This window comes from Leptothrix toolikensis (SeqCode) (genome assembly GCF_057922285.1).
The window spans coordinates 1-21,446 of the sequence record NZ_JBYSVC010000045.1 but is presented as its reverse complement, the minus strand read 5'-3'; the positions used below and the strand labels follow the sequence as shown (position 1 = coordinate 21,446).

The window sequence follows — 21,446 nt, the reverse complement described above, 5'->3', positions numbered from 1 at the left end:
AATACGCGCTGCTCTCAGCGTTTGCCTCGGTGGGCCGCGTGTGGGTGGGGCCGATGGCCGGCGTTTTGGCCGAATCCATCGGCTGGCCGTCGTTCTTCCTGCTCTCCACCGCCGCCGCCTTACCGGCCTTGGCGCTGCTGATCTGGCTCAAACCAGCGATGCATCTGCTGGAGGGGCATCACGACCGGCCCGCAGCCTGATTACTTGCCCTTGGCCAAGCTCAGCATCTTGCCGGCCGAGTCAAACAGCATGGAGACGTTGTTGACGGCCGGGCTTTGAGCCGCAGCGTTGGTCATGGCTGTCGTGGCGGCAGAGGTTGCAGCGGTGGTGGCTGCCGTGGTCGCAGCCGTCTTGGCCGCAGCCACGCTGGTGGGCAACTTCCACTGCATCAACTGATTGCCATCCGGCTGGGTGGTTTGCGACGCGGCCGGGCCCAAGAGCTTGATGGCATCCGCAATGGTGCTCAGACCCGGCTTCAACTGATCCAACTGCGCCGGGTCCACCATGCTGACCACCGCTGCGGCGGTGGACAAAGCATTGCTGCCGCAAGCCGTGAGCGCTGCAACAGCAGCACCAGCGATAACCCACGGGGCCAAGATGCGTTTGAATGACATGGGATGTCCTTGAAAAAAGGGATTGATCGAGGGAAAGCGCGTGATCGTAGCGGATGACTCCCCGCGCCCCGCACCGCACAATCACGCCCCATGAAAAATGCCAAATTCAGTGGCGGTGGGCTGGTCTATTCCACCGAGAGCGGGCGCATGTGCCCGGTGTGTCGGCAGGCGGTGGCGCAATGCTGCTGCAAGGCGGTGGCCGCAGCGGCGGCGGTGAAGCCTTCAGACGGCGTGGTGCGGGTCTTGCGGGAGACCAAAGGCCGGGCGGGCAAAGGGGTCACGGTGATCAAGGGCGTGCCGCTGGATGCGGTGGCCCTGACGCAACTGGCCAAGACGCTCAAGGTGGCCTGCGGCAGCGGTGGCACCGTCAAAGACGGCGTGATCGAAATCCAGGGCGACCACGCTGAACTGCTGGTCGAGCGCCTCAAAACCCATGGCTGGGTGGTGAAGCGGGCGGGGGGCTGAAGCGTTGGTTCCGCGCAAAAAACTCGATATCGGCTGGCTGGATCTGGGCTACGGCCTGATCCAGAGCCTACGCAACCCGGCGGCGCGTGACGCCATCACCACCCGCTTGGCTCAAGCGTGGTCAGCGCAGGAGCCCTCCAAGGCGATGTGGGTCGGCTTATCGGTACGCACGGGGTTGGATGCCTTGCTGCACGCGCTGGCGCTGCCCAAGGGCAGCGAGGTGCTGATGTCGGCCATCACCATCGGCGACATGGTGCGCATCGTTGAACACCACGGCCTGCGTGCTGTGCCGGTGGACATCGACCCCGAGACCTGCGCGCTGCGCACCGACATGCTGGAAGCCGCCATCACACCGCACAGCCGCTTGGTGCTGGTCGCGCATCTATTCGGCAGTCGCATGCCCATGACGGACATCGTGACACTGGCTCGGCGGCACAGCTTGATGGTGCTCGAAGACTGCGCGCAAGCTTTTACTGCGGATGGCTACCGAGGGCACCCCGAGACCGATGTGGCGATGTTCAGCTTCGGGCCCATCAAGACAGCCACGGCGCTGGGCGGTGCGATTTTTTGCATGCGTGATGCCGCCTTGCTGGCGCAACTCAACCAGCGAACCCAGAGCTATCCGGTGCAAACCCAGGGATTTTTCAGGCAGCGGGTCGCCAAATATGCGGGGTTGAAAGCCCTCTCATACCGCTGGCCCTACACGCTGCTGGTCACACTCACTTGCCTTGCCGGCCGCAGCCATGACACGCTGATCAGTGGCGCGGTACGTGGGTTTTCGGCCGGTGAGCTGATCAACAAGATCCGCTACCAGCCCTCAGTCGCCTTGATCGCCTTGCTGACGCGGCGCATCCAGCACTTCACGCCGGCCAACTTGGCGGCACGGATTCAAGCCGCACAGGGCCTGATCAACGTCCTGCCGAAGCACGACGTTGTGGGCCGACAAGCCGCTGAGCACAGTCACTGGGTTTTTCCGCTGCAAAGCGAGCATGCCGACGCTTTGGTGCGCCACCTTTGGGCGCACGGTTTCGACGCAAGCCAGAAAGCGTCAAGCCTGTACGCTGTGTGTGCCACCGGCGAGGCTCAGGGCACCAGCAGCGCCAGCGCCGCCCGCCGCGCGATTGAGCAGATCGTCTACCTGCCCACCGATGCCGGCGCATCCCCCAAGGAACTACGCCGGCTGGCGGACGTGATCCGGGCCTTCAAGCCCGGCACACGCGATACAAGCGATCAAAGCTGCCCGTAGGAGTGCAGACCCGAGAGGAACATGTTGACGCCAAGGAAGGCGAAGGTCGTGACCAAGAGGCCGGCCAAAGCCCACCAAGCGGCCATCGCGCCACGCAGGCCCTTCATCATGCGCATGTGCAGCCAGGCGGCATAGTTGAGCCAGACGATCAAGGCCCAGGTTTCCTTCGGGTCCCAGCTCCAGTAGCCGCCCCACGCTTCAGCGGCCCAGAAAGCGCCGAGGATGGTGGCGATGGTGAAGAAGGCGAAACCGACGGCGATGGCTTTGTACATCACATCGTCGAGCACCTCAGCACTGGGTGTGCGGACGTTGAGCTTGTCGCGCACCGCGATGGCGAAGGCAAAGAAGGCCATGCAGCCCGCCACCATGCGTGCGCCCTTGAGCACCGACTGGGTGGTTTCAGCACTGAGGTTGCTCGCTAGGAACAGCCCCATCAGCACCAGCACCGCACCGGGCACCGCCACCAGACTGATCCAGAGCGTGCGCGCCGGGGTGGTCTTGAGCAAGTAGGCCAAGGAGACCATCGCCGCCAGCGAGAAGGTGCCGTAACCAACGAAATTGGCGGGCACGTGGATCTTCATCCACCAGCTTTGCAGGGCGGGCACCAGCGGTTGGATCTCGTGGGCGTCGCGCGCCAAGGTGTACCAAATGAGGAAACCGACCGCGCTGCTGGCCACCAACATCACGAAAGCGCCGAGCGAGCGAATGCCCTCACGGTGGGCATAGCGCTGCTCGTAATAAAGCAGGAACACCGTGGTGATCCAAATGAAGAGCACGAAGACTTCATAGAGATTGCTGACCGGAATGTGGCCGATGTCGGGGCCAATTTGATGGCTCTCGAACCAGCGCACCATCGTGCCAAGCAGCGCCATGAAGACCGCCCCCCACGCCAGTTGCGAGCCAAAGCGCTGCAAAGCGTTCGAGGCCTTGCCGGCGAAAAAACCACCCCAATAGGCCAAGGTGCTCATAAACACCAGCATGCCCATCCACAAAATGGCGCTTTGGCTGGAGAGCAAGTACTTGAGGAAAAAGCGCTTCTCGGCGGCCGACAAGTCGGCGCCAAAGTTGTCGGTGGTTTGCAAGTACATGGCAATGGCCGTGAGCGTCGCCGCGCCCACGCCCAGCACCAGCGGCCGCAAGGGGCCCCAGAACCAGCCTAAAGCGATCAGGGCCGGCACCGCCGCCAGCAAGATGCCGATCTCATAGCTGTTCATCGAGCCGTGATAGCTCTGGAAGGCATAGCCCGCACCGGCCAGCAGGATCAGGGCGTAGGCCCAGTCGAAAGGCGAGCGCCGACTGAAGACACTGCCGGAAGAAGGCCCCCCGAGGGGGCGCGAAGCAAGGGTAGAGGTGGTCATGAATCAATCCTGCGGGGTGGGGTTCAGCAAAACCTGCTTCAAGGTTTCGAAATCACGGTCGGTATCCAGAGAGGCGCGGTTCACCGAGTAGGCCAAGGTCAAGTGGCTGCCAGCTTCACCTGGGCTTGCGCTTGCGCTTGCACGCGGCTCGATCCAGATCCAGAGCCGCCGCTCACGGATATACAGCATCGACAAAACCCCTAAAGCGAGCAACACCGCGCCCAAGTACACCAGCTTCTTGCCCGGCGTGCGGGTGACTTGGAAGACGCTGGCCTGCACTTGATCGAAACCTTCAAGCGTCAACATCAAAGGTGCCGGGTAGGCAAAGGAGTCAGACAGGGTCACGACGGCCGGCAACAAGAAATCTTGGATCTTTTGCGTCATCGCCAGCGTCGGCTCACCGTCCTTCTCGCGGGCTTGATTGAGCAAATCCAGCAAAGCGCCGTCAAGGATGCGCACCATCATCTCGGCCGCACGCTCACGCTCAGCCGGTTGGACGCGTGCTTCGATGAAGGTTTGCAGCGCCAGCATCCCTGCCGTGGGGGCCGCCCCCGGGGTGGGCAGCTCAGCCCCCGCGAAAAGACCCAAGGCGCGCAAAGCTGATTGACGCAACGGCTCGATCATCTCGCTGCGGTCTTTGGGGGTGATGCGGTGGGCGTAGCGCTGAGCGGCCGCTTCACGCTGCACTGCGTCGCTCAAGCCGGCCTTGAGGCGCAGCCAATCGGCCAAGCTGTCTTTGCCATCAGCGGGTGGGCGCAGATAGCGAAAGGGCTGATCGGGCGACTCGCGCACGCCCAGCAGAAACACGCGTTGGCCATCGACCACGCTGGCTTGCATGAAGTTGTTGAACTCATGCGCTTGGCCCGCTTTGTCGCGCAGCTTGTAGGTGATGGACGGGCCGATGTTTTGCATCGACTTGATGCCCGTGCTACGCGCCCCTGAGCCCAAATGCTGTGAAACGCTGTCGCCCAAATCCACCTTGCGCACATCGGTGCCTGCGCCTTGGTTGGGGGCCATGTTCTCAACGTTGATGACCCGCAAGCCGGTAAATTCAAGCTGCATGCCCTCCACACCGCCGACTTGACTCGGGCTGAGTGCCACGCTGGCCCCGATATCGCCCTTGACATCAAAAGTTGCGCCGGGCCGGCCCATCGGGTGGGCACGCAAAGTGAGGTGTGAGCCGCCGTCTTCAAAGCTCGACTGGAAGATCGTCACACCATCGTGTTCCAAGGGCTCGTTGACCTTGATGCGCGCTGCCGTGGTCTTGCCGTCGGCGTCGTGGATCACCACGTCGCTGGCAAAGAGCTTGGGCATGCCGGTGTCGTAGTAATCGACGATAAATTTCTTCAGCTCAATTTGAAAGGGCAGCGGCTGCAACACCACACCGTCCGACAAGGTGATGAGGGCGATGCTTTCTTTGCCACCTTCAGGCACGAACAAATTGCCCCGGAACGTTGGGTTGCTCTCGCTCAGCCGATGTTGGCTGGGTACGTCGTGGACTTGGCCATCGCCCACATAGGCCGTCTTGCCCTGCACAAGCATTTGCAAATGGACGATCAAGTCGCCATCGAGCAAGCCACCGATACACACCAACACGATGGCGGAGTGGGCGGCGATGTAGCCCAGCCGGTTGGCTGCGCCTTGCTTGGCGGCCACCATCACGCCGTGCTCACGCTCTTGCACACGCGCTTTCCAGCCGCGTGCGCCCAGCACAGCCGCCAAGCGGTCGAGGGCCGCCTCCTTGCCCAAAGCCCATTCGCCTTCGGCTTTGTGGTGGAAGGCTTTGAGCGAGCTCGCGCGCAAGTGCTCTTTGTAGCTTTTCAGGTCAGCCACGATCTTGGGCACGTTGCGCAGCAGGCAAAGGCTGGTGGAGGTCACCAAAAACGCCAAGATGAGCAAGAACCAGCTGCTGCTGTAGACACTGAAAAGCCCGAACTGCTCGAACACGTTGGCCCAGAAGGGGCCGAACTCGTTGACATAGTTGATGGCGGGCTGATGCTGCTGCACCACCGTGCCGATCACGGAAGTGATGCAAATCAGGGTCAGCAAGGCGATGGCAAAACGCATCGACGCGAGCAACTCGACCGCGTGATGCCCGCGCGTGGTGGGCGCAGGACGGACGGGCGCAGCACCGTCGGGAGAAGCAGCTGGGAAATCGGACGACATGGGGGGCGATTATCTGAATGCAACAAAGGCCGGACAAATGCCGGCCTTTGAGTGAGGGGGTCGGAACGTGCGGGGTTTACAAGCCAGCAACGTAATCGGCCAACGCCTGGATCTCACGGTCGTTGAGCTTGGCAGCCACCCCGGTCATCGGGATGCTGTTCTTACGCAGACCGTCGCGGAAAGCCTTCAACTGAGCTTCGGTGTAGTCAGCATGTTGACCGGCCAGACGCGGGTATTGCGCCGGGATGCCAGCAGCGTTCGGGCTGTGGCAGCCTGCGCAAGCCGGGATCTTGCGGTCAGCAATGCCACCGCGATAGATCTTCTCGCCCAAGGCCACCATCTCGGGGCTGCGGGCCGTGCCTTTTTCAACCTTCTTGCTGGCGTAAAACGCGGCCATGTTGCGGGCATCATCTTCAGACAACATGCCGGCCATACCCGCCATGATCGGGTTGTCACGCTTGCCGGCCTTGAACTCGGTCAGTTGCTTATAGAGGTAGTCAGGATGTTGGCCTTGAAGGATCGGGAACGTCGGGGCACCCCGGGTGCCATCGAAGGCATGACAGGCACCACACACCTGCGTGGCGGTGACTTGGCCTTTGGCGATGCGCTCAGCGGCCGAGGGGGCAGGCGTGGCGTGGTCAGCGTCGGAACTCATCGCCGGCGTGACCACGACAACAGCCACGAAGAGGGCGAGGAGCGACTTCAGAGTCAGATTCATGATGGGCGGCGCCGGTTGCGCAAAAATGGAGAAAGGAAGGGGGCGGAAGCCGCTAATTTTACAATGCTGTCCGATGAGTACAACCCAGGCTTCCCCTGCCCAGCGCCCCCTTGACCGGCAAGCGCTGGCATGGGCCCATACCGCCCGCTTTTTGACCACCGCAAGCCGGCTCGATCAACTCCCTGACCACGGACTCCCTGAAATTGCTTTTGTCGGCCGCTCCAACGCCGGCAAATCCACCGCCATCAATACGTTGGCCCAACAACGCCAACTCGCCTACGCGTCCAAGAAGCCCGGACGCACCCAGCACATCAATCTTTTTAGCTTGGGGCCGCTGGAGTCGGGCGTGATCACACCGGGGCTCCCCCCGGCCGTTTGGGCCGATTTACCCGGCTATGGCTATGCAGCGGTCGAGCGCACCGCCAAGCTGCGCTGGCAACAGGTCATGGCCGACTACCTCGGGCAACGCCCGGGCCTGACAGGCATCGTGCAAATGGTCGATTCACGCCACGGCTTTACGCCGCTGGATGTACGGCTGCTCGAATTTGTCACCGAACGCGTCAACTCCGGCCAAGTGCGCTTGTTGGTGCTGCTGACCAAGGCGGACAAACTCAATCGCAAAGAGTCGAGTCTGGCGTTGATCCAAGCCCAAAAAGTACTGAGCGACTGGGCCAGTGATGAGGCCGATGTGAGCGTGGCGCTTTTTTCAGCGCTTAAACGCCAAGGCCTCGAAGACGCCGCGACCACCATGCGCAGCTGGTGCCCCGAAGCCGCTGCGGCCGCCGAACCTTCAGGGCCGACCGAGCTGCAAAAATAAACCGCCGCTGCCCTTGGGTGCCCACGTCAAACCGAAGTAAAGCGGCCCCACGCCGGTGTCGGCACCCAAAAACAAACTGCTCCCCACCCGCCACTGATCCAGCGGCAAACCCACGGTGGGGTCGCGCCAAGCGTTGCCAAACTCTAGGCTGCCACCGGCAAAGAACCCGCGTGTCAACACCGGCTGCTGATTGAGCCGGCTGTAGTAGGTAAACCGTGCCAGCGCGGTTTGCCGACCACTGAGTTGTTCGGGCTCATAGCCCGAGAGGTGTTGAAAGCCGCCCAAGTTGTAGGGCGCAAGCCCATCGAGCCAAGCCTGATGGGCCACGTAAAGCAGCAAGGTGGTGTCCAAGGTCTGGTGGCCCCACGTGTTCACAGCGGTGTAGTCGAGCTCGAAACGCCGAAAGGGTTCTTGCATCTCGGTCAGCAGCTCGAAGGGCGCATCGCGGCGGCCCATCAAGCCGGTAAAGCGCAACCGATAGCCTCGGGTCGGGAACGTCGGGTGATCCAGCTGATCCAACACCAAGCCCAGCTTCCAGCTCGTTTCACTCAGCCGCACGCCGGCCAAGGGCGCGTTGGTGCCCCCCGAAGCAGCAAAGGATTCCGGGGCAATTTGGATGACATCGCGCTGCACGCCCAAGCGCATCTCGCCAAAAGTGCCCCATGTTTGACCCAAGTCCAAGCCGAGCCGGACCAAGCTGCGCGTGGTGCGCTCAAGCATGCTCACCCCCCCAGCATCGGCGTTGGGAGCCAACACCGGATACACCGTGCTGCGCCGACGCTCGCCCTCGGTGCGGACCGCCGCAAACCACGTACCGCTGTCCGCCTCAAGCCGACCCAGCGGTTGGTACAACTCCGACAACCAACGCGGGACCGAGCCAATCTGGAGCCGATTGCGCCATTCACCGCCCATCTCGTTGAGCCAGTGGCGGTTGTGACTGAGCTTGATGTTGAAGTCACCTTGACCGGCAAAGTCACTCGACAGGGCCAGCCCCAGACGAAAATAATTGGGGCCCCACGGTTTTTCTTCGAGGTTGAACACCAGTCCGGTGCCCGCAGGCAAGTCTTCAAGCTGGTAGTCAGCATGCAAATAGTCATCCGTGGCGGCCAAACGCTGGCTATCGCGTTCGGCCGCGCTGGCATCAAAGGGCTGACCGGCGCGACTTTCCATCTCGGCCAAGCGCAATTCAGGATGGGTGGTGTGGGTGCCCTGAAAGCGCACCTGCGTGATCGGGCGGGGTTGCGGCGCGGGGCTGAGCAGCGCCGACTGCCGCGCCTGCCACTCGGCCGGCGGCAAAGCCAAGACCTCCAGTTGGCCATGCATGGTTTCGGCATAGCTTTCGCCCAAAGCCATGATTTGCGTGGCCAGGGTGAAGTCCCCTGAGCTGAAGGTAGACAGCCCCCGCAAGGGCTCGATCAAGATGTCGCGCTTGAGGTTAAGCGCCCCCAAGGAGCGCTGCACGTTTTGCTCGGTGAGGATATTGAGCATCTGCGCCGTCAGACCAATGGCAGAACCGAGCGCGTCGCGCTTGGCCAAGGGCGTACCGATATTGACAGCGATCACCACCTCGGCCCCCATGGCGCGCACCACATCGACCGGGACGTTATCCACCAAGCCGCCATCCCCCAAGATGCGACCCTTCACTTCGGTGGGCGGGAAAAGCCCGGGCACCGACATGCTGGCGCGCAGGGCCGTGGCCAGATCCCCTTCCCGAAACACCACCGCTTGGCCGGTTTCCATGTCGGTGGCCACGGCCCGAAACGGGATCGGCAGCACATCAAAGTTGAGCAGTTGGCGCACCGGCAAGGTGTAGCGCCGCAGCAGCCATTCCAGCCCCCGACTCGACACCGAACCCAACGGCAACATGGGCGCACCCGTGACGGGGTTGAGGCCCATTTCCACCGCTGGGGAGATTTCGAAATCCTCTTCCTTGCGGCGCACGCTCAGCAGCTCACGCGGCACGCGGTTAGCGAACAAGTCACCCCAGTCCAAGCCTTGCAACTCGTGCTCCAAGGCATCGACCGACATCCCACTGGCGTAGAGACCGCCGATGACCGCTCCCATCGAGGTGCCAGCAATCAAGTCGATGGGAATGTGCTCACGCTCCAGCACTTTGAGGACACCGATGTGGGCCAAACCGCGTGCGCCACCGCCCGACAACGCCAAACCCACGCGCGGCCGTTTGTGGCTACCTTGGGCGGGCGGATGCACCACCCCGGCATAAAAAACCACCGGGTTTTCTTGAACTTGGGCCCGAGCCGGGCGTAGACCAAGGCTGAGGTTTAAACCCAGCAAGACAAGGATCGCGGTGGCCGTCGAAGAGATGTGCATGCCGCCATTGTCGCGGCCTCGCGCCTCGATCTCTAGCGCCAGCGATAGCTCAGCACCATGGTGGCGGACCAAGCCGTGGCATGTTCCAAGACCGGGCTGTTTTGGATCGCCACGCCATGTTCAAGCGCCATCACCCGCCAAGTCAGACTCAAGCGCTGTTCAGGAGCCCAAAAACCCACCAAGCCCAGCCGGGTTTCGGTTTGCCCCGCCCCAGGAGCGTAGGGAAAATAAACACTGCGCGAGGCTTGCTCTGGCGTGACGCCGTAATACGACTGGTTGTAGGACGCATTGGCCCACTGGCCCTCGCTCATCAGGGCAAGGCCGAGATCACCGCGCGGCGATAGATACAGCCCTATTCGGGCCCCGGCATCCGCAGCCAGCCCGGTGCCACCCTCGCCCACGTCGTAGCGCAACCCGGAGAAAAACTTCAACCAAGACGTTGCGGCCCAATTGGCAAACAGCGCGGGGTTGATGCTGGGCCGCACCGAACCCAAGCCCGCCAGCGCCTCGGTCTGATTGGCCGAACGGCCCAAGTCGATGATCAGCCGAGCCCCGTACTCCGAGTCCCCTTGGGCCGCGTTGTAGCCCAGCCCATAACTGACGCTGGCAAACCAGCCATTGGCCCACTGCGCATCGACGTTGGGCACCCAAATAAAGGATCGTTGGGTGGTGCCGGGATAGAGCGGTGCCGACGAGGTGATGAACCCCATCGAAAAATGATCCGTTTCGGGCCGGGAACCCAACTGATAAAGGGGTGACATCGACTGCGCTTGCGCGCCCGTTGCCACCAGCATCAAGCCCATCCATATCAGGCGATTCATCGCTGATCTCCTCTTGCCACACGCCGTGGCTTGTTACGCGCCGATTGTGACGGCCGAGACTCCTCACCTGATCACCCATCTGGGGGTTAAGCAACCCCACTTTTGCACACATTCAACATTTCAACAATAATAGAAATATGGAAGAAAAAGATGTTGTCCAAGCTCTTGCTGCTCTTGCCCAAGACATACGCCTACAAGTATTTCGTGCCCTGGTGGTGGCCGGCCCCCAAGGACTCACGCCCGGAGCCCTGAGCGAAGCCCTTGGCGTGGCCGCCAACACCCTCTCCTTCCACCTCAAGGAGCTGCTCCACGCCGGCCTGATCACCCAAGAACGTGACGGCCGCTTCCTGATCTACCGCGCCGCGTTCGACCGCATGAACGCGCTGATTTGCTACCTAAGCGCCAACTGCTGCGAAGGCCCGACCTGCCCATGACCACCCACGTCCTCATCCTTTGCACCCACAACTCGGCACGCAGCGTGCTGTCTGAAGGGATGCTCAACCACCTGGCCATCCAGCTTGGGCGGGATGTGCAAGCGCACAGCGCCGGCAGCGCCCCGAGCGGGCGGATCAACCCCTACGCGATTCAGGCGCTCAACGCGGCGGGCATCGACACTTCGAGCTATCGCAGCAAGAGCTGGGACGAGTTCACCACGCCCGACGCGCCACCGCTGGCCATCGTCATCACGGTGTGCGACTCGGCCGCCGCCGAGAGCTGCCCGGTGTTCTTCGGCGGTGAGGGTCAACAGCCTGTCAAGGTGCATTGGGGCTACCCCGATCCGTCCAACGCCCTGGAAGCCGACAAGCCGCGCGCCTTCGAACTGACCCGTCAGGCCATCGGGTACAAGATGCTGCAACTGCTGGCGCTGCCGCTGGAGACGATGGCCCGGGCCGAGCTCGAAGCCGCCCTGCTCGCCATCGGCCGCAGTTAAAGGGAGCCACGCCATGAACGTCTTCGAGCGCTACCTCACGGTCTGGGTGTTTCTGTGCATCGTCGCTGGCATCGCCCTCGGTCAAACCCTGCCCGGCCCGGTACACGCCATCGGCGCGATGGAAGTGGCCAAGGTCAACTTGCCGGTCGGCCTTTTGATCTGGGTGATGGTCATCCCGATGCTGCTGAAAGTCGATTTCGGTGCGTTGCATCAGGTGAAAGAGCACTGGCGCGGCATCGGGGTGACGCTGTTCGTCAACTGGGCCGTCAAGCCCTTTTCGATGGCGCTGCTGGGCTGGCTGTTCGTGCGCCATCTGTTTGCGCCCTGGCTGCCCGCCGAGCAGCAGGGCAGCTACATCGCCGGCCTGATCCTGCTGGCTGCGGCCCCCTGCACCGCCATGGTCTTCGTCTGGAGCCGGCTGACCGGCGGGCACCCGCTGTTCACGCTCAGCCAGGTCGCGCTCAACGACACCATCATGGTGTTCGCCTTTGCGCCCATCGTGGCGCTGCTGCTCGGGCTGTCGTCAATCACCGTGCCCTGGGCCACGCTGCTGATTTCGGTGGTGCTCTACATCGTCATCCCGGTCGCCATTGCTCAAGTCTGGCGCAAGGTGCTGCTGGCGCGCGGCCAAGCCGCCTTGGACGCTGCGCTGGAACGCATCGGCCCTTGGTCGATCAGCGCCCTGCTGCTGACCTTGGTGCTGCTGTTCGCTTTCCAAGGCGAGGCGATCTTGAAGCAACCGCTGGTGATCGCCCTGCTGGCCGTGCCGATCCTGATCCAAGTGATCTTCAACTCAGCCTTGGCCTACTGGCTGAATCGCAAAGTGGGTGAAGCGCACAACGTCGCCTGCCCCTCGGCGCTGATCGGAGCCAGCAACTTCTTCGAGCTGGCGGTGGCCGCCGCGATCAGCCTGTTCGGCTTTGAGTCGGGAGCCGCACTGGCCACCGTGGTCGGGGTGCTGATCGAAGTGCCGGTGATGCTGCTGGTGGTCAAGGTCGTGAATCAAAGCAAGGGCTGGTACGAGGCCGGGCATGATGCGAGACCATGATCGAACGACACAACCGCGACTGCGTTTGCTTGAGCCTTGACGCCAAGGCGCTGCGCAAAGCCTTGGCCTTGGCGCTTGGGGCTGAACATCAGCATCTGTTTTCGGCCCATCCGGTCTTTGTCTCGGCGGCGCACCGCGCCCGCATGGCCGAGGTGGTGCAGGCCGTGGGCACCGTGGTCCGCCTGCCCAGCTACCGAGAAGACGTTTTGTCCCGGCTGCCCGAAGCACTCCGGTGCGCACCGGCCAGCCTGCAAGCCACGCGCGGGGTTTTTCTGGGCTACGACTTCCATCTGGCCGGCGACACCTTGGGGCTGATCGAGATCAACACCAACGCTGGCGGGGCGATGCTCAACGCCGTGCTGGCGCGCGCCCAGCGCGCTTGCTGCGCCGACATGGAAGCCATGGTGCCGACCTTGGAGCAGGTCAACGCCTTTGAAGACACGATGGTGGCGATGTTTCAGCGGGAATGGGCTTTGGCGCAGCACGGCCGAGATGAGAGCCCCCAGCGACCCCTGCGCCACATCGCCATCGTGGACGACGCGCCCCAAGGGCAGTACCTCTACCCCGAGTTCTTGCTTTTCCAGCAGCTCTTTGAGCGCCACGGCCTGCGCGCCGTGATCGCCGACCCGGCCGAGCTGCGCTGGCAAGGCGGACGGCTTTGGTACGACAGCAACACCGGCAACACCGGCAACAACGACGCTCCGCCGACACCGATTGATCTGGTCTACAACCGCTTGACCGATTTCCCCTTGAGCGAACCCGCCCACGCAGCGCTGCGTGAGGCTTGGCTGAGCGAAGCGGTGGTGCTGAGCCCCAACCCCATCCACCACGCGCTCTACGCCGACAAGCGCAACCTCACCACACTGAGCCACACCGAGCGCCTGCGCGAGCTGGGTGTGGACGAGGCCACCCGCACGGTGCTGCTCCAAGGTATTCCCAGCACCACCTTCGTGGCCCCCAGCAACAGCGCTGAGCTGTGGCAACGCCGACGCCAGCTGTTCTTCAAGCCGGCGCACGGTTTTGGCAGCCGCGCCGCGTATCGGGGCGACAAGCTCACGCGCCGCGTGTGGGAGCAGATCCAAGCCAGCGGCGACTACGTCGCTCAAGCCTTGGTGACCCCGGGCGAGCGCATCGTGCCCACCGCCGAAGAAGCCACCCGCCCGCTCAAGTTCGACCTGCGCAACTACGTCTACGACGACCACGTGCAGTGGCTCACCGCCCGGCTCTACCAAGGCCAAACCACCAACTTCCGCACCCCCGGCGGCGGCTTTGCGCCGGTGTATAGCCCGAGCAGCCCGCCCCCAGCCAACGAGCTTCAAACCAAATAAAACGTCTCCGCCTCGATGCGCAGCCGCCCGGTTTCGCGCAGGCGGCGCAGGGTGCGGTAGAGCGTCTCGGGGCTCAGGCCCAACTCGGCCGCCCACGCATTGCGCGGCTGGCTGAGGCGCAAAGCACCCGAGCGACCTTCGCAAGCCACGTAGTGCAGCACGCGCTCGGCCGCGCTGTGCAACATCAAACGCTCGGTCTGAGCACGCAGGCGGCGCACTTCCTGCGCCAGCACGCCGCGCCAAGCCGTCTGAAAGTTCGGATCTTCAGCCAGCGCCTGCCGAAACGCAGCCACCGGCCAACGCAACCAGCGGCTGGCGCGCGCCGTCACCATCACGTGACAGTGGTAGGCCGGCATGTCTAGGCTGGCCTCGGCGACAAAACCGCGCACCACGCGCTGCACGATCAGCTCATGGCCGTCGCGGTCGTGACGCACCAGTCGCAGCTCGCCCCGCAAGACGCAAAAGATCGACTGCGGCACCGAGCCTTGATGCGCCAAAACACCCGCTGAGCCGCACTCCAAGCGCGCCAAAGCCCGCAAGCCTTCCGGCAAAGCCTTGAGCGCAGGCACAAGATCGGACCACGCGGTCTCATCCAAAGAGTTTGCAAACATGACTCGGATCATAGGGGGATGGGTATATGCCGCCCCATCATCCGGCCATGAAACTGCACCACACCCTCCTCGCGACCAGCCTCAGCCTCGTCGCCCTGACCTTGTCCGCCGCAGAGCCCGCCACCGACGGCCGCATCGCGGTGCATTTCCCGGCCGAGCTGCGCACCGAGACGCTGCGCAACATGCGCGATCACCTGCTGGCGCTGCAACAGATGCAAGACGCCTTGGCGCGCAGCGACTTTGAGCGCGTGCGCGACATCGCTGAAAACCGCCTGGGCATGTCTTCGATGAAAGCCCACGGCGCGCACCACGTAGCCCAACACATGCCCGAAGGCATGCAAGCCATCGGCAGCGCCATGCACCGATCCGCCAGCCGCCTCGCCACCGAAGCCGCCAACGCCAGCGCCAGCAACAACCCCCAACCCGTCCTCGCCGCCTTGGCCACCCTCACCCAACAATGCGTGGCCTGCCACACGGGCTATCGGTTGGAGTGAATCGCGCCCAACGCGCTCTTCCAGTCGCGGAACACGTCCAGATCGAAGCCGTCGGGGTAGTTCAGCAGGCCGGGGGTGTGGCCTTTTTTCTCGATCTCGCCGTATTGCCAGATGATTTTCTTGGTCTGGCGGTCGATGACGACCACGCGGTCGCGCAGGTCGTCGGCGACGATGATGTCGTGGGTGTCGGGCAGCTCACGCGCCAGCGAGGGTTTGGTCAGCATGGCATCGCCCTTTTCGACGCGGTACTGCCAGCTGACCTTCTTGGTGGCCGGATCAAAGATCACCACTTGGCCGGGAGCCACAAAGTCGGCCACGATCACTTGGCCGTCTTCGGTCATGAAGGCGTCTGAGGGATAACGCACGCCGGGGGCTTGGACGCTCCAGAGCACCTTGCCTTCGCGGGTGATGCGGCTGATCCAAGCGCCGGAAATCTCGCTCACCAAGATGTCGCCGTTGGCCAGCGGGGTCGCACCGTTCGGCCAGGCCAAGGTGTGCGGCGGGTTGTGCTCGCACTTGCCGGGCTGCCCCCAAGTGGTGGTGCGCTTGTCGGTCTTGGGGTCGATGATCACCACGCGGCAGTTGCGGATGTCGGCGGTCAGAAACTGGCCGTCTTCGAGCAAATGGGCGTCATCCGGGTAGTTGAAGTGGCTGGCGTCCTTGCCCGATTCATCGGGCGTGCCGTGGGTCCAGATCAGCGTGCGGCTGTCGTAATCGACCAGATGCACGTCGTAGTTGTCTTCCTCGCTCACGGCCAAGGTTTTGCCGTCAGCGCTGAAGTTCACGTCCTCGTTGCCCCGGTAGATCTTGAGGTTCGGCGAGGGGAACTCCCACAAGATGCGCTTGTCGGGCGCCACTTCGATCAAGCGGTTATTGCGCCGGTCGGCGATCAGGATCGGGTACGGCAGCGGTTTGCCCCACGAGGCCACCGGCTTTTTGCGGTTGCCGGTGACCAAAGGCGGGCTGGGCAAGGTCACACCGCTGGAGACGATGCCCGCGCCTTGCATCTCGGGCGTGACCTTGACAGGCCCCGCCGCGACCGACGTGCTGCAAGCCGCTGCACCGCACAGCACGGCGGCCCAAACCAAGCCAAGAGAAGGTGTTTTCATGATCGCCGCACAGGCCTTGGGCCATGGAGTCAAAGAGGGTTTGATTCTGTCCAGCCCCGGGTCACCGTCACCACGATCAGATCAACAACCGCTCAACCAGCTGCAACGCATCGCTTACCCATCGATACCCCCTGAGTCCGGGGGCTGGTATTGTGCGGGCCTTCACAGCCGTTGAACCCCCACGACTTTTGAGGCTTGGACCCATGTTTGCTCTTTTGAATCCCTTCTTCCTGCGGCGGCAACGCACCCAGGGTATTTTTTTGGTGCTGCTTGGCTTGCTCATGCTCGCCATGCTCCTGCCGGCTCCGGCGCAGGCGCAAGACGACGATGAGAAGGCGCAGAACTTGGCCAACTGCTTGGCGCGCAAAGGCCCCAGCAAATGCAAGAAGCAATGGCTCAACCCGGATGACGTTTGGCGCGTCGAAGACGTCGAGCGGCGCGAAAACTTGCGCATCTGCCTGAGTGGCCGCACGCCCGAGAGCTGCGACCGCGTCTTGCTGTCGCTGAAGGAGATCCAGCAAACCATCGTGGCCGAGCGGCGCGAGAACCTCAAAATCTGCTTGGTGGGCAACAGCCGCGAAAAGCGTGCTTGCCGCAAAGACTGGTTGACCGAGGTCGATCTGAAGCGCGTCGAAGCCACCGAGCAAACCCGCTCGCATTGCACCAATGGCAAGGGCGGCAGCGAATGCGGGGCCCTGCTCCTACCCCCTAGGGCCCTGAAGGCGACGGCGGCCATCCCCTCCTCGGCCGCAACACCCCGCCCCCCCAAGGTGGCCAAGGTCGCGACACCCCCCGCCTCGTCAACGGCTGACACCCCTTCGGCCACGGCCACCAAGGCCGTGGCTGCTGAGGATGATTTCTCGACCTGCGAAGTCGATCAGTTCGTGGATGCGGTCTCGTCGGAAGGCCGAGTGGCTGAGTTGCAAGACGGCTCGATCTGGGTGGTCGCCACCAAGGACGCCGACAAGATCTTGGCGTGGGTGCTACCCGCCTACGTGGTGGCCTGCGAAGGTCGGCTGATCCACGGCGAAACCGGCCAGATCATCGCCGCCCAACAACAACGCTAAGGCCTCATCGCCTCATTGCCTCATGTCCGGCCTGATCCGTATCCGTGGCGCGCGCCAGCACAACCTCAAAAACCTCGACCTTGACATCCGCACCGGCGAGCTGACGGTGGTCACCGGCCCGAGCGGCTCGGGCAAATCGAGTTTGGTGTTTGACACGCTCTACGCCGAAGGCCAACGGCGCTACGTCGAGACCTTCTCGGCCTACGCGCGCCAGTTTTTGGACCGGATGGATCGGCCGGCGGTCGATGCAGTTGAGGGCGTGCCGCCGGCGATTGCCATCGACCAGAGCAACCCGGTGCGCACCAGCCGCTCGACGGTCGGGACGATGACCGAGCTCAACGACCATCTGAAGCTGCTCTTTGCGCGCAAGGCGCAGCTCTTTGATGCCGACACCGCCCAAGCGGTGCGCGAGGATGACCCGGAGTCGATCTACGCCGACTTGCAAGCGCGCTGCGCCCAAGCCGGTGACCCGCGCTTGGTGCTGACCTTCCCGGTTGAGTTGCCGGCCGACACCTCGCCCGAGCAGCTTGAACAATGGCTGGCCGCCAGCGGCTACACCCGCATCCACGCTGAACGCACGGTGGCCACCCTCACCGGGCCGCGCAAGCTGCTCGACGTGGTGGCCGACCGTTTTCGGCTCGGCAACGCCGAAAAAATCCGCGTCATCGAAGCCCTGGAAGCCGCCCTGAAACACGGCAGCGGGCGGTGCCATGTGTATGCCGAAGACGCCCTTTGGCGCTACAGCCAAGGCCTGCATTGCCCCGATTCCGAGCGCCGCTACAGCGCGCCGCAACCGGCGATGTTCTCCTTCAACTCGGCCTATGGCGCTTGCGAGACGTGCCGGGGCTTTGGCCGGGTGGTGGGGGTGGATTTCGGGTTGGTGATTCCGGATGTGCGCAAAAGCCTGCGCAACGGCGCGATCAAACCGCTGCAAACCCCCGCGTGGGCCGAATGCCAAGACGATCTGCTGCGCTATGCGGGCGAAGCGGGCATCCCGCGCGACAACGCTTGGGCACAACTCACCCCGGCGCAACAAGCGTGGGTGATCGACGGTGCGCCCGACTGGCAGGGCGACTGGAAAAAACACTGGTACGGCATCCGGCGCTTTTTTGAGTATCTGGAGAGCAAGGCCTACAAGATGCACATCCGCGTGCTCTTGTCCAAGTACCGCAGCTACACGCCCTGCACCGTCTGCGCCGGCGCGCGGCTGAAGCTCGAACCGCTGCTCTGGCGTCTGGGCAGCAAGGCCCAAGCCGACGCGGTGCTGCCCGCCGCGCAACGCTTTTTGCCCCAAGGCACCGGCTGGAGCCGCGCCCAGCTCGAAGCCCTGCCGGGCCTTGGGCTGCACGACCTGATGCTGCTGCCCATCGAGCGCCTGCATCGCTTCTTCGCGGCCTCAGCATCCACCGCCACCGCCGACCCACTCCACCGCCTTCAAGAGGAAATCCGCACCCGCCTGAAATACCTCGGCGACGTCGGCTTGGGCTACCTGACGCTGGACCGCCAAAGCCGCACCTTGAGCGGCGGCGAGGTGCAACGCATCAACCTGACCACCGCCTTGGGCACCTCGCTGGTGAACACGCTGTTTGTGCTGGACGAGCCCAGCATCGGCCTGCATCCGCGCGATATGCACCGCATCAACGGCGCGATGCTGCGCCTGCGCGACGCCGGCAACACCTTGGTGGTGGTGGAACACGACCCCGCCGTGATGCTGGCGGCCGACCGCATCATCGACCTCGGTCCCGGCCCCGGCACCCAAGGCGGGCGCATCGTGTTTGACGGCACGCCCGAGGATCTCAAAGCGGCTGAAACGCTCACCGGCGCTTATTTGGGCGCACGGCGCACCATCGGCTTGGGCTTGAGCCGCTTGGTGCAAAACGGCCCCCAGAGCGACACCCCACACCTGCGGCTTGAAGGGGTGCGCGAGCACAACTTGCAAAACATCGACGTCACCTTGCCGCTGCAACGGCTGGTCTGCATCACCGGCGTGAGCGGCTCGGGCAAATCGACCCTGATCCAAGACGTGCTCTACCCGGCCTTGGCGCGCCACTTCGGCCAAGCCACCGAGTCGCCCGGCTTGCACGACCGTTTGCTCGGCACCGAAGCCCTGAGCGCCGCCGTGATGGTCGATCAAAGCCCGATTGGCAAGACGGCGCGCTCCAATCCGGCCAGTTTTGTCGGCGCTTTTGACGCCATCCGCGAGCTGTTCGCCCACCTGCCCACCGCCCAGCAACGCGGCTACAGCGCCGGCATGTTCAGCTTCAACGCCGGCGACGGCCGCTGCCCCACCTGCGGCGGTACCGGCTTTGAGCATGTCGAGATGCAGTTCTTGAGCGACGTTTACCTGCGCTGCCCCGACTGCGACGGCACGCGCTACCGCGCCGAAATCCGCGACATCACGCTGACACGCTTGGGCAAGGCGCTCTCCATCGCCGACGTGCTGGAGCTGACCGTGGCCGACGCTGTGCGGCTCTTTGGTCAAGACTTGGAGGTGGTGCGCACCTTGCAGCCGCTGGTCGATGTCGGCTTGGACTACGTCAAGCTCGGCCAGCCGGTGCCCACGCTCTCGGGCGGCGAGGCGCAGCGCCTCAAGCTGGCCAGTTTTCTGACGGAGGCCGCCGTCAAACCCCCAGCCCGGGCCGGCAAGGCCAAGGCGGCGCTGCCCAAAAAAGGCACGCTCTTTTTGTTCGACGAGCCAACCACCGGGCTGCACTTTGACGACATCGCCAAGCTGATGCGCAGCTTCGCCAAGCTGCTCGAAGCGGGCCACAGCCTGCTGGTGATCGAACACAACCTCGACGTCATCCGCGCCGCCGACTGGATCGTCGATCTCGGCCCCGAAGGCGGCGACGCCGGCGGCCTGCTGGTGACGGCGGGCACGCCCGACGATCTGCGCGCGCACCCCACCTCACACACCGGGCAGGCGCTGCGGGAGTACGAGGGGAGTTTGGGGGTGGCAGAAATGACCCCGTTCGGGTTGAGCCCAGCACCGTTCGCCCTGAGCCTGTCGAAGGGCCTGCCCCACGCTGGGCTTCGACAAGCTCAGCCCGAACGGTTAGCTCAGCCCGAACGGACAGAAGCCATCCAAATCATCAACGCCCGCGAGCACAACCTCCAAGGCATTGACGTCAACATCCCGCGCGGCAAGTTCACGGTGATCACGGGGGTGTCGGGCTCGGGCAAATCGACTTTGGCTTTTGACATCTTGTTCAACGAGGGCCAGCGGCGCTATTTGGAGAGCTTGAACGCCTACGCACGCTCCATCGTGCAGCCGGCCGGTCGGCCCGAGGTGGATGCGGTTTGGGGCATTCCGCCCACCGTCGCCATCGAGCAGCGCTTGTCACGCGGCGGACGCAAAAGCACGGTGGCCACCGCGACCGAGGTCTGGCATTTTCTGCGCCTGCTCTACGTCAAGCTGGGCACGCAGTACTGCCCGGCGTGCAGCGACTTCCACGCCCCGCCCGAAGCGTGGCTGGCGGTGCGACCGCAGACGCCCGAGTCGATCGCCGCGCAGCTGCTGCGCGAGCATCGCGGTCAGCACATCGGCTTGCTGGCCCCGCTGGTGGTGAACCGCAAAGGCCTCTACACCGATCTGGCCAAGTGGGCCAAAGGCAAGGGCTACGCCCAGCTGCGCGTCGATGGCGACTTTGTGGCCACCGACGCTTGGCCCAAGCTGGATCGCTACAAGGAGCACACCGTCGAGCTGCCGGTGGCGGAGCTGCTGATCGACGTGGCCCACGAAGCCGCGCTGCGCGCCGCACTGGCCGAGACGCTGGAGCACGGCCAAGGCGTGCTGCATCTGCTCACGCCGCTCAAATCGGCGCAGAGCGCCAAAGCGGTGGCCGAGTCGGTGGCGGCGGGCTTCATGTCGAAAGCCTTTCGCAGCAAAGCCACGGTGTTCTCCATCAAACGCGCTTGCCCCGCGTGTGGCACCAGCTACCCCGAGCTCGACCCACGCATGTTCTCGTACAACAGCAAACACGGCTGGTGCCCGGACTGCGTGGGCACCGGCTTGGCGCTGAGCCGCGAACAGCGCAAGGTGCTGGACGACAGCGTGCGCGACGACGCCGACAAGGGCCGGGAGAAGAGTTTTGCCGAGCCGGAGGTCGAGGCCTTGAGCGATGCGCCGTGCCCAAGCTGCGCCGGCACGCGCCTCAACCCCATCGCTCGGGCCGTGCGTTGGCGCGCCAGCTCAGCCCCCGAGGTGGCGGCCTTGTCGGTGCAAGAGGCCGCGCGCTGGTTGAGTCGGCAAAAGCTTGACGGCCGCGAAGCGGCGATTGCGCGCGACGTGGTGAGCGAGATCAAAAGCCGCCTGAGCTTTT

General features: G+C 63.8%; 18 protein-coding genes and 1 pseudogene. 11 read left to right on the top strand and 8 right to left on the bottom strand.

The annotated features are described in order from the left end of the window. Positions 1 to 200: pseudogene (gene ampG, locus AC3VI7_RS08250) on the top strand (muropeptide MFS transporter AmpG); the annotation flags it as partial. Here ampG and AC3VI7_RS08245 read toward each other — a convergent pair. Continuing rightward, positions 201 to 614 (bottom strand): hypothetical protein, encoded by a 414-nt coding sequence (locus AC3VI7_RS08245; RefSeq protein WP_489668912.1) that lies wholly within the window; start codon positions 612 to 614, stop codon positions 201 to 203. It abuts the pseudogene before it with no gap. Positions 615 to 704: 90 nt separating this feature from the next. On the opposite strand from AC3VI7_RS08245, the gene AC3VI7_RS08240 reads away from it, so the two are divergent. Both AC3VI7_RS08240 and AC3VI7_RS08235 read left to right on the top strand, forming a co-directional pair. Next, entirely contained in the window at positions 705 to 1,079 is a 375-nt protein-coding gene (locus AC3VI7_RS08240; RefSeq protein WP_489668911.1) for a translation initiation factor Sui1, read from the top strand. A 4-nt stretch (positions 1,080 to 1,083) separates the two neighbouring features. Beyond that, positions 1,084 to 2,325, top strand: coding sequence for an aminotransferase class I/II-fold pyridoxal phosphate-dependent enzyme (locus AC3VI7_RS08235; RefSeq protein WP_489668910.1), 1,242 nt, complete (start codon positions 1,084 to 1,086; stop codon positions 2,323 to 2,325). Here AC3VI7_RS08235 and ccsB read toward each other — a convergent pair. The 3 genes from ccsB to AC3VI7_RS08220 all read right to left on the bottom strand — a co-directional run bounded on the left by ccsB (position 2,310) and on the right by AC3VI7_RS08220 (position 6,567). Beyond that, a complete protein-coding gene (gene ccsB, locus AC3VI7_RS08230) occupies positions 2,310 to 3,683 on the bottom strand; it encodes a c-type cytochrome biogenesis protein CcsB (RefSeq protein ID WP_489668909.1) in 1,374 nt (457 codons plus the stop codon). The two genes, AC3VI7_RS08235 and ccsB, sit on opposite strands and share 16 nt — an antisense overlap. A 3-nt stretch (positions 3,684 to 3,686) precedes the next feature. After that, entirely contained in the window at positions 3,687 to 5,849 is a 2,163-nt protein-coding gene (locus AC3VI7_RS08225; RefSeq protein WP_489668908.1) for a cytochrome c biogenesis protein ResB, read from the bottom strand. Between the two features lie 76 nt (positions 5,850 to 5,925). Next, on the bottom strand, positions 5,926 to 6,567 hold the full coding sequence (locus AC3VI7_RS08220; protein ID WP_489668907.1) for a c-type cytochrome: 642 nt from the start codon (positions 6,565 to 6,567) through the stop codon (positions 5,926 to 5,928). A 73-nt stretch (positions 6,568 to 6,640) separates the two neighbouring features. On the opposite strand from AC3VI7_RS08220, the gene yihA reads away from it, so the two are divergent. Beyond that, complete coding sequence (gene yihA / locus AC3VI7_RS08215; RefSeq protein ID WP_489668906.1) at positions 6,641 to 7,384, top strand: ribosome biogenesis GTP-binding protein YihA/YsxC; 744 nt, start codon at positions 6,641 to 6,643, stop codon at positions 7,382 to 7,384. Here yihA and AC3VI7_RS08210 read toward each other — a convergent pair. Both AC3VI7_RS08210 and AC3VI7_RS08205 read right to left on the bottom strand, forming a co-directional pair. Beyond that, on the bottom strand, positions 7,358 to 9,787 hold the full coding sequence (locus AC3VI7_RS08210) for a patatin-like phospholipase family protein (RefSeq protein ID WP_489668905.1): 2,430 nt from the start codon (positions 9,785 to 9,787) through the stop codon (positions 7,358 to 7,360). The genes yihA and AC3VI7_RS08210 overlap by 27 nt on opposite strands. Beyond that, a complete protein-coding gene (locus tag AC3VI7_RS08205; protein ID WP_489668904.1) occupies positions 9,748 to 10,536 on the bottom strand; it encodes a MipA/OmpV family protein in 789 nt (262 codons plus the stop codon). The genes AC3VI7_RS08210 and AC3VI7_RS08205 overlap by 40 nt, the downstream gene beginning before the upstream one ends. A gap of 137 nt (positions 10,537 to 10,673) precedes the next feature. On the opposite strand from AC3VI7_RS08205, the gene AC3VI7_RS08200 reads away from it, so the two are divergent. The 4 genes from AC3VI7_RS08200 to AC3VI7_RS08185 are packed head-to-tail and all read left to right on the top strand — an operon-like array spanning position 10,674 to position 13,843. Continuing rightward, complete coding sequence (locus tag AC3VI7_RS08200; RefSeq protein ID WP_489668903.1) at positions 10,674 to 10,970, top strand: ArsR/SmtB family transcription factor; 297 nt, start codon at positions 10,674 to 10,676, stop codon at positions 10,968 to 10,970. Next, complete coding sequence (locus tag AC3VI7_RS08195) at positions 10,967 to 11,467, top strand: arsenate reductase ArsC (RefSeq protein ID WP_489668902.1); 501 nt, start codon at positions 10,967 to 10,969, stop codon at positions 11,465 to 11,467. The genes AC3VI7_RS08200 and AC3VI7_RS08195 overlap by 4 nt, the downstream gene beginning before the upstream one ends. 13 nt (positions 11,468 to 11,480) lie before the next feature. Further along, on the top strand, positions 11,481 to 12,515 hold the full coding sequence (gene arsB, locus AC3VI7_RS08190; protein ID WP_489668901.1) for an ACR3 family arsenite efflux transporter: 1,035 nt from the start codon (positions 11,481 to 11,483) through the stop codon (positions 12,513 to 12,515). Next, positions 12,512 to 13,843 carry a hypothetical protein gene (locus tag AC3VI7_RS08185; RefSeq protein ID WP_489668900.1) on the top strand — a complete coding sequence of 444 codons (1,332 nt, stop codon included), beginning with the start codon at positions 12,512 to 12,514 and terminating at the stop codon, positions 13,841 to 13,843. Before arsB ends, AC3VI7_RS08185 begins: the two co-directional genes overlap by 4 nt. On the opposite strand, the gene AC3VI7_RS08180 is transcribed toward AC3VI7_RS08185, so the two are convergent. After that, positions 13,831 to 14,454, bottom strand: a complete 624-nt coding sequence (locus tag AC3VI7_RS08180) for a Crp/Fnr family transcriptional regulator (RefSeq protein ID WP_489668899.1) — start codon at positions 14,452 to 14,454, stop codon at positions 13,831 to 13,833. The genes AC3VI7_RS08185 and AC3VI7_RS08180 overlap by 13 nt on opposite strands. Before the next feature lie 47 nt (positions 14,455 to 14,501). Here AC3VI7_RS08180 and AC3VI7_RS08175 point away from each other — a divergent pair, with 47 nt between their 5' ends. Beyond that, on the top strand, positions 14,502 to 14,948 hold the full coding sequence (locus AC3VI7_RS08175) for a hypothetical protein (protein ID WP_489668898.1): 447 nt from the start codon (positions 14,502 to 14,504) through the stop codon (positions 14,946 to 14,948). Here the strand turns inward: AC3VI7_RS08175 and AC3VI7_RS08170 are convergent. Next, positions 14,933 to 16,057, bottom strand: a complete 1,125-nt coding sequence (locus tag AC3VI7_RS08170) for an outer membrane protein assembly factor BamB family protein (RefSeq protein WP_489668897.1) — start codon at positions 16,055 to 16,057, stop codon at positions 14,933 to 14,935. The two genes, AC3VI7_RS08175 and AC3VI7_RS08170, sit on opposite strands and share 16 nt — an antisense overlap. Before the next feature lie 203 nt (positions 16,058 to 16,260). Between AC3VI7_RS08170 and AC3VI7_RS08165 the strand changes: the two genes are divergently transcribed. Further along, on the top strand, positions 16,261 to 17,124 hold the full coding sequence (locus AC3VI7_RS08165) for a hypothetical protein (RefSeq protein ID WP_489668896.1): 864 nt from the start codon (positions 16,261 to 16,263) through the stop codon (positions 17,122 to 17,124). A gap of 22 nt (positions 17,125 to 17,146) precedes the next feature. Beyond that, the coding region (uvrA, locus tag AC3VI7_RS08160) for an excinuclease ABC subunit UvrA (RefSeq protein ID WP_489671457.1) at positions 17,147 to 21,446 on the top strand (4,300 nt) is incomplete at its 3' end.

Excerpts from the sequence above, each read along its gene's own strand:
- AC3VI7_RS08200 (WP_489668903.1), top strand. The coding sequence starts at position 10,674 with ATGGAAGAAAAAGATGTTGTCCAAGCTCTTGCTGCTCTTGCCCAAGAC.
- AC3VI7_RS08195 (WP_489668902.1), top strand. The coding sequence starts at position 10,967 with ATGACCACCCACGTCCTCATCCTTTGCACCCACAACTCGGCACGCAGC.
- AC3VI7_RS08180 (WP_489668899.1), bottom strand. The coding sequence starts at position 14,454 with ATGTTTGCAAACTCTTTGGATGAGACCGCGTGGTCCGATCTTGTGCCT.
- ccsB (WP_489668909.1), bottom strand. The coding sequence starts at position 3,683 with ATGACCACCTCTACCCTTGCTTCGCGCCCCCTCGGGGGGCCTTCTTCC.
- AC3VI7_RS08245 (WP_489668912.1), bottom strand. The coding sequence starts at position 614 with ATGTCATTCAAACGCATCTTGGCCCCGTGGGTTATCGCTGGTGCTGCT.
- AC3VI7_RS08220 (WP_489668907.1), bottom strand. The coding sequence starts at position 6,567 with ATGAATCTGACTCTGAAGTCGCTCCTCGCCCTCTTCGTGGCTGTTGTC.
- yihA (WP_489668906.1), top strand. The coding sequence starts at position 6,641 with ATGAGTACAACCCAGGCTTCCCCTGCCCAGCGCCCCCTTGACCGGCAA.
- AC3VI7_RS08225 (WP_489668908.1), bottom strand. The coding sequence starts at position 5,849 with ATGTCGTCCGATTTCCCAGCTGCTTCTCCCGACGGTGCTGCGCCCGTC.
- AC3VI7_RS08175 (WP_489668898.1), top strand. The coding sequence starts at position 14,502 with ATGAAACTGCACCACACCCTCCTCGCGACCAGCCTCAGCCTCGTCGCC.
- AC3VI7_RS08205 (WP_489668904.1), bottom strand. The coding sequence starts at position 10,536 with ATGAATCGCCTGATATGGATGGGCTTGATGCTGGTGGCAACGGGCGCG.
- AC3VI7_RS08185 (WP_489668900.1), top strand. The coding sequence starts at position 12,512 with ATGATCGAACGACACAACCGCGACTGCGTTTGCTTGAGCCTTGACGCC.
- AC3VI7_RS08240 (WP_489668911.1), top strand. The coding sequence starts at position 705 with ATGAAAAATGCCAAATTCAGTGGCGGTGGGCTGGTCTATTCCACCGAG.
- AC3VI7_RS08165 (WP_489668896.1), top strand. The coding sequence starts at position 16,261 with ATGTTTGCTCTTTTGAATCCCTTCTTCCTGCGGCGGCAACGCACCCAG.
- AC3VI7_RS08170 (WP_489668897.1), bottom strand. The coding sequence starts at position 16,057 with ATGAAAACACCTTCTCTTGGCTTGGTTTGGGCCGCCGTGCTGTGCGGT.
- arsB (WP_489668901.1), top strand. The coding sequence starts at position 11,481 with ATGAACGTCTTCGAGCGCTACCTCACGGTCTGGGTGTTTCTGTGCATC.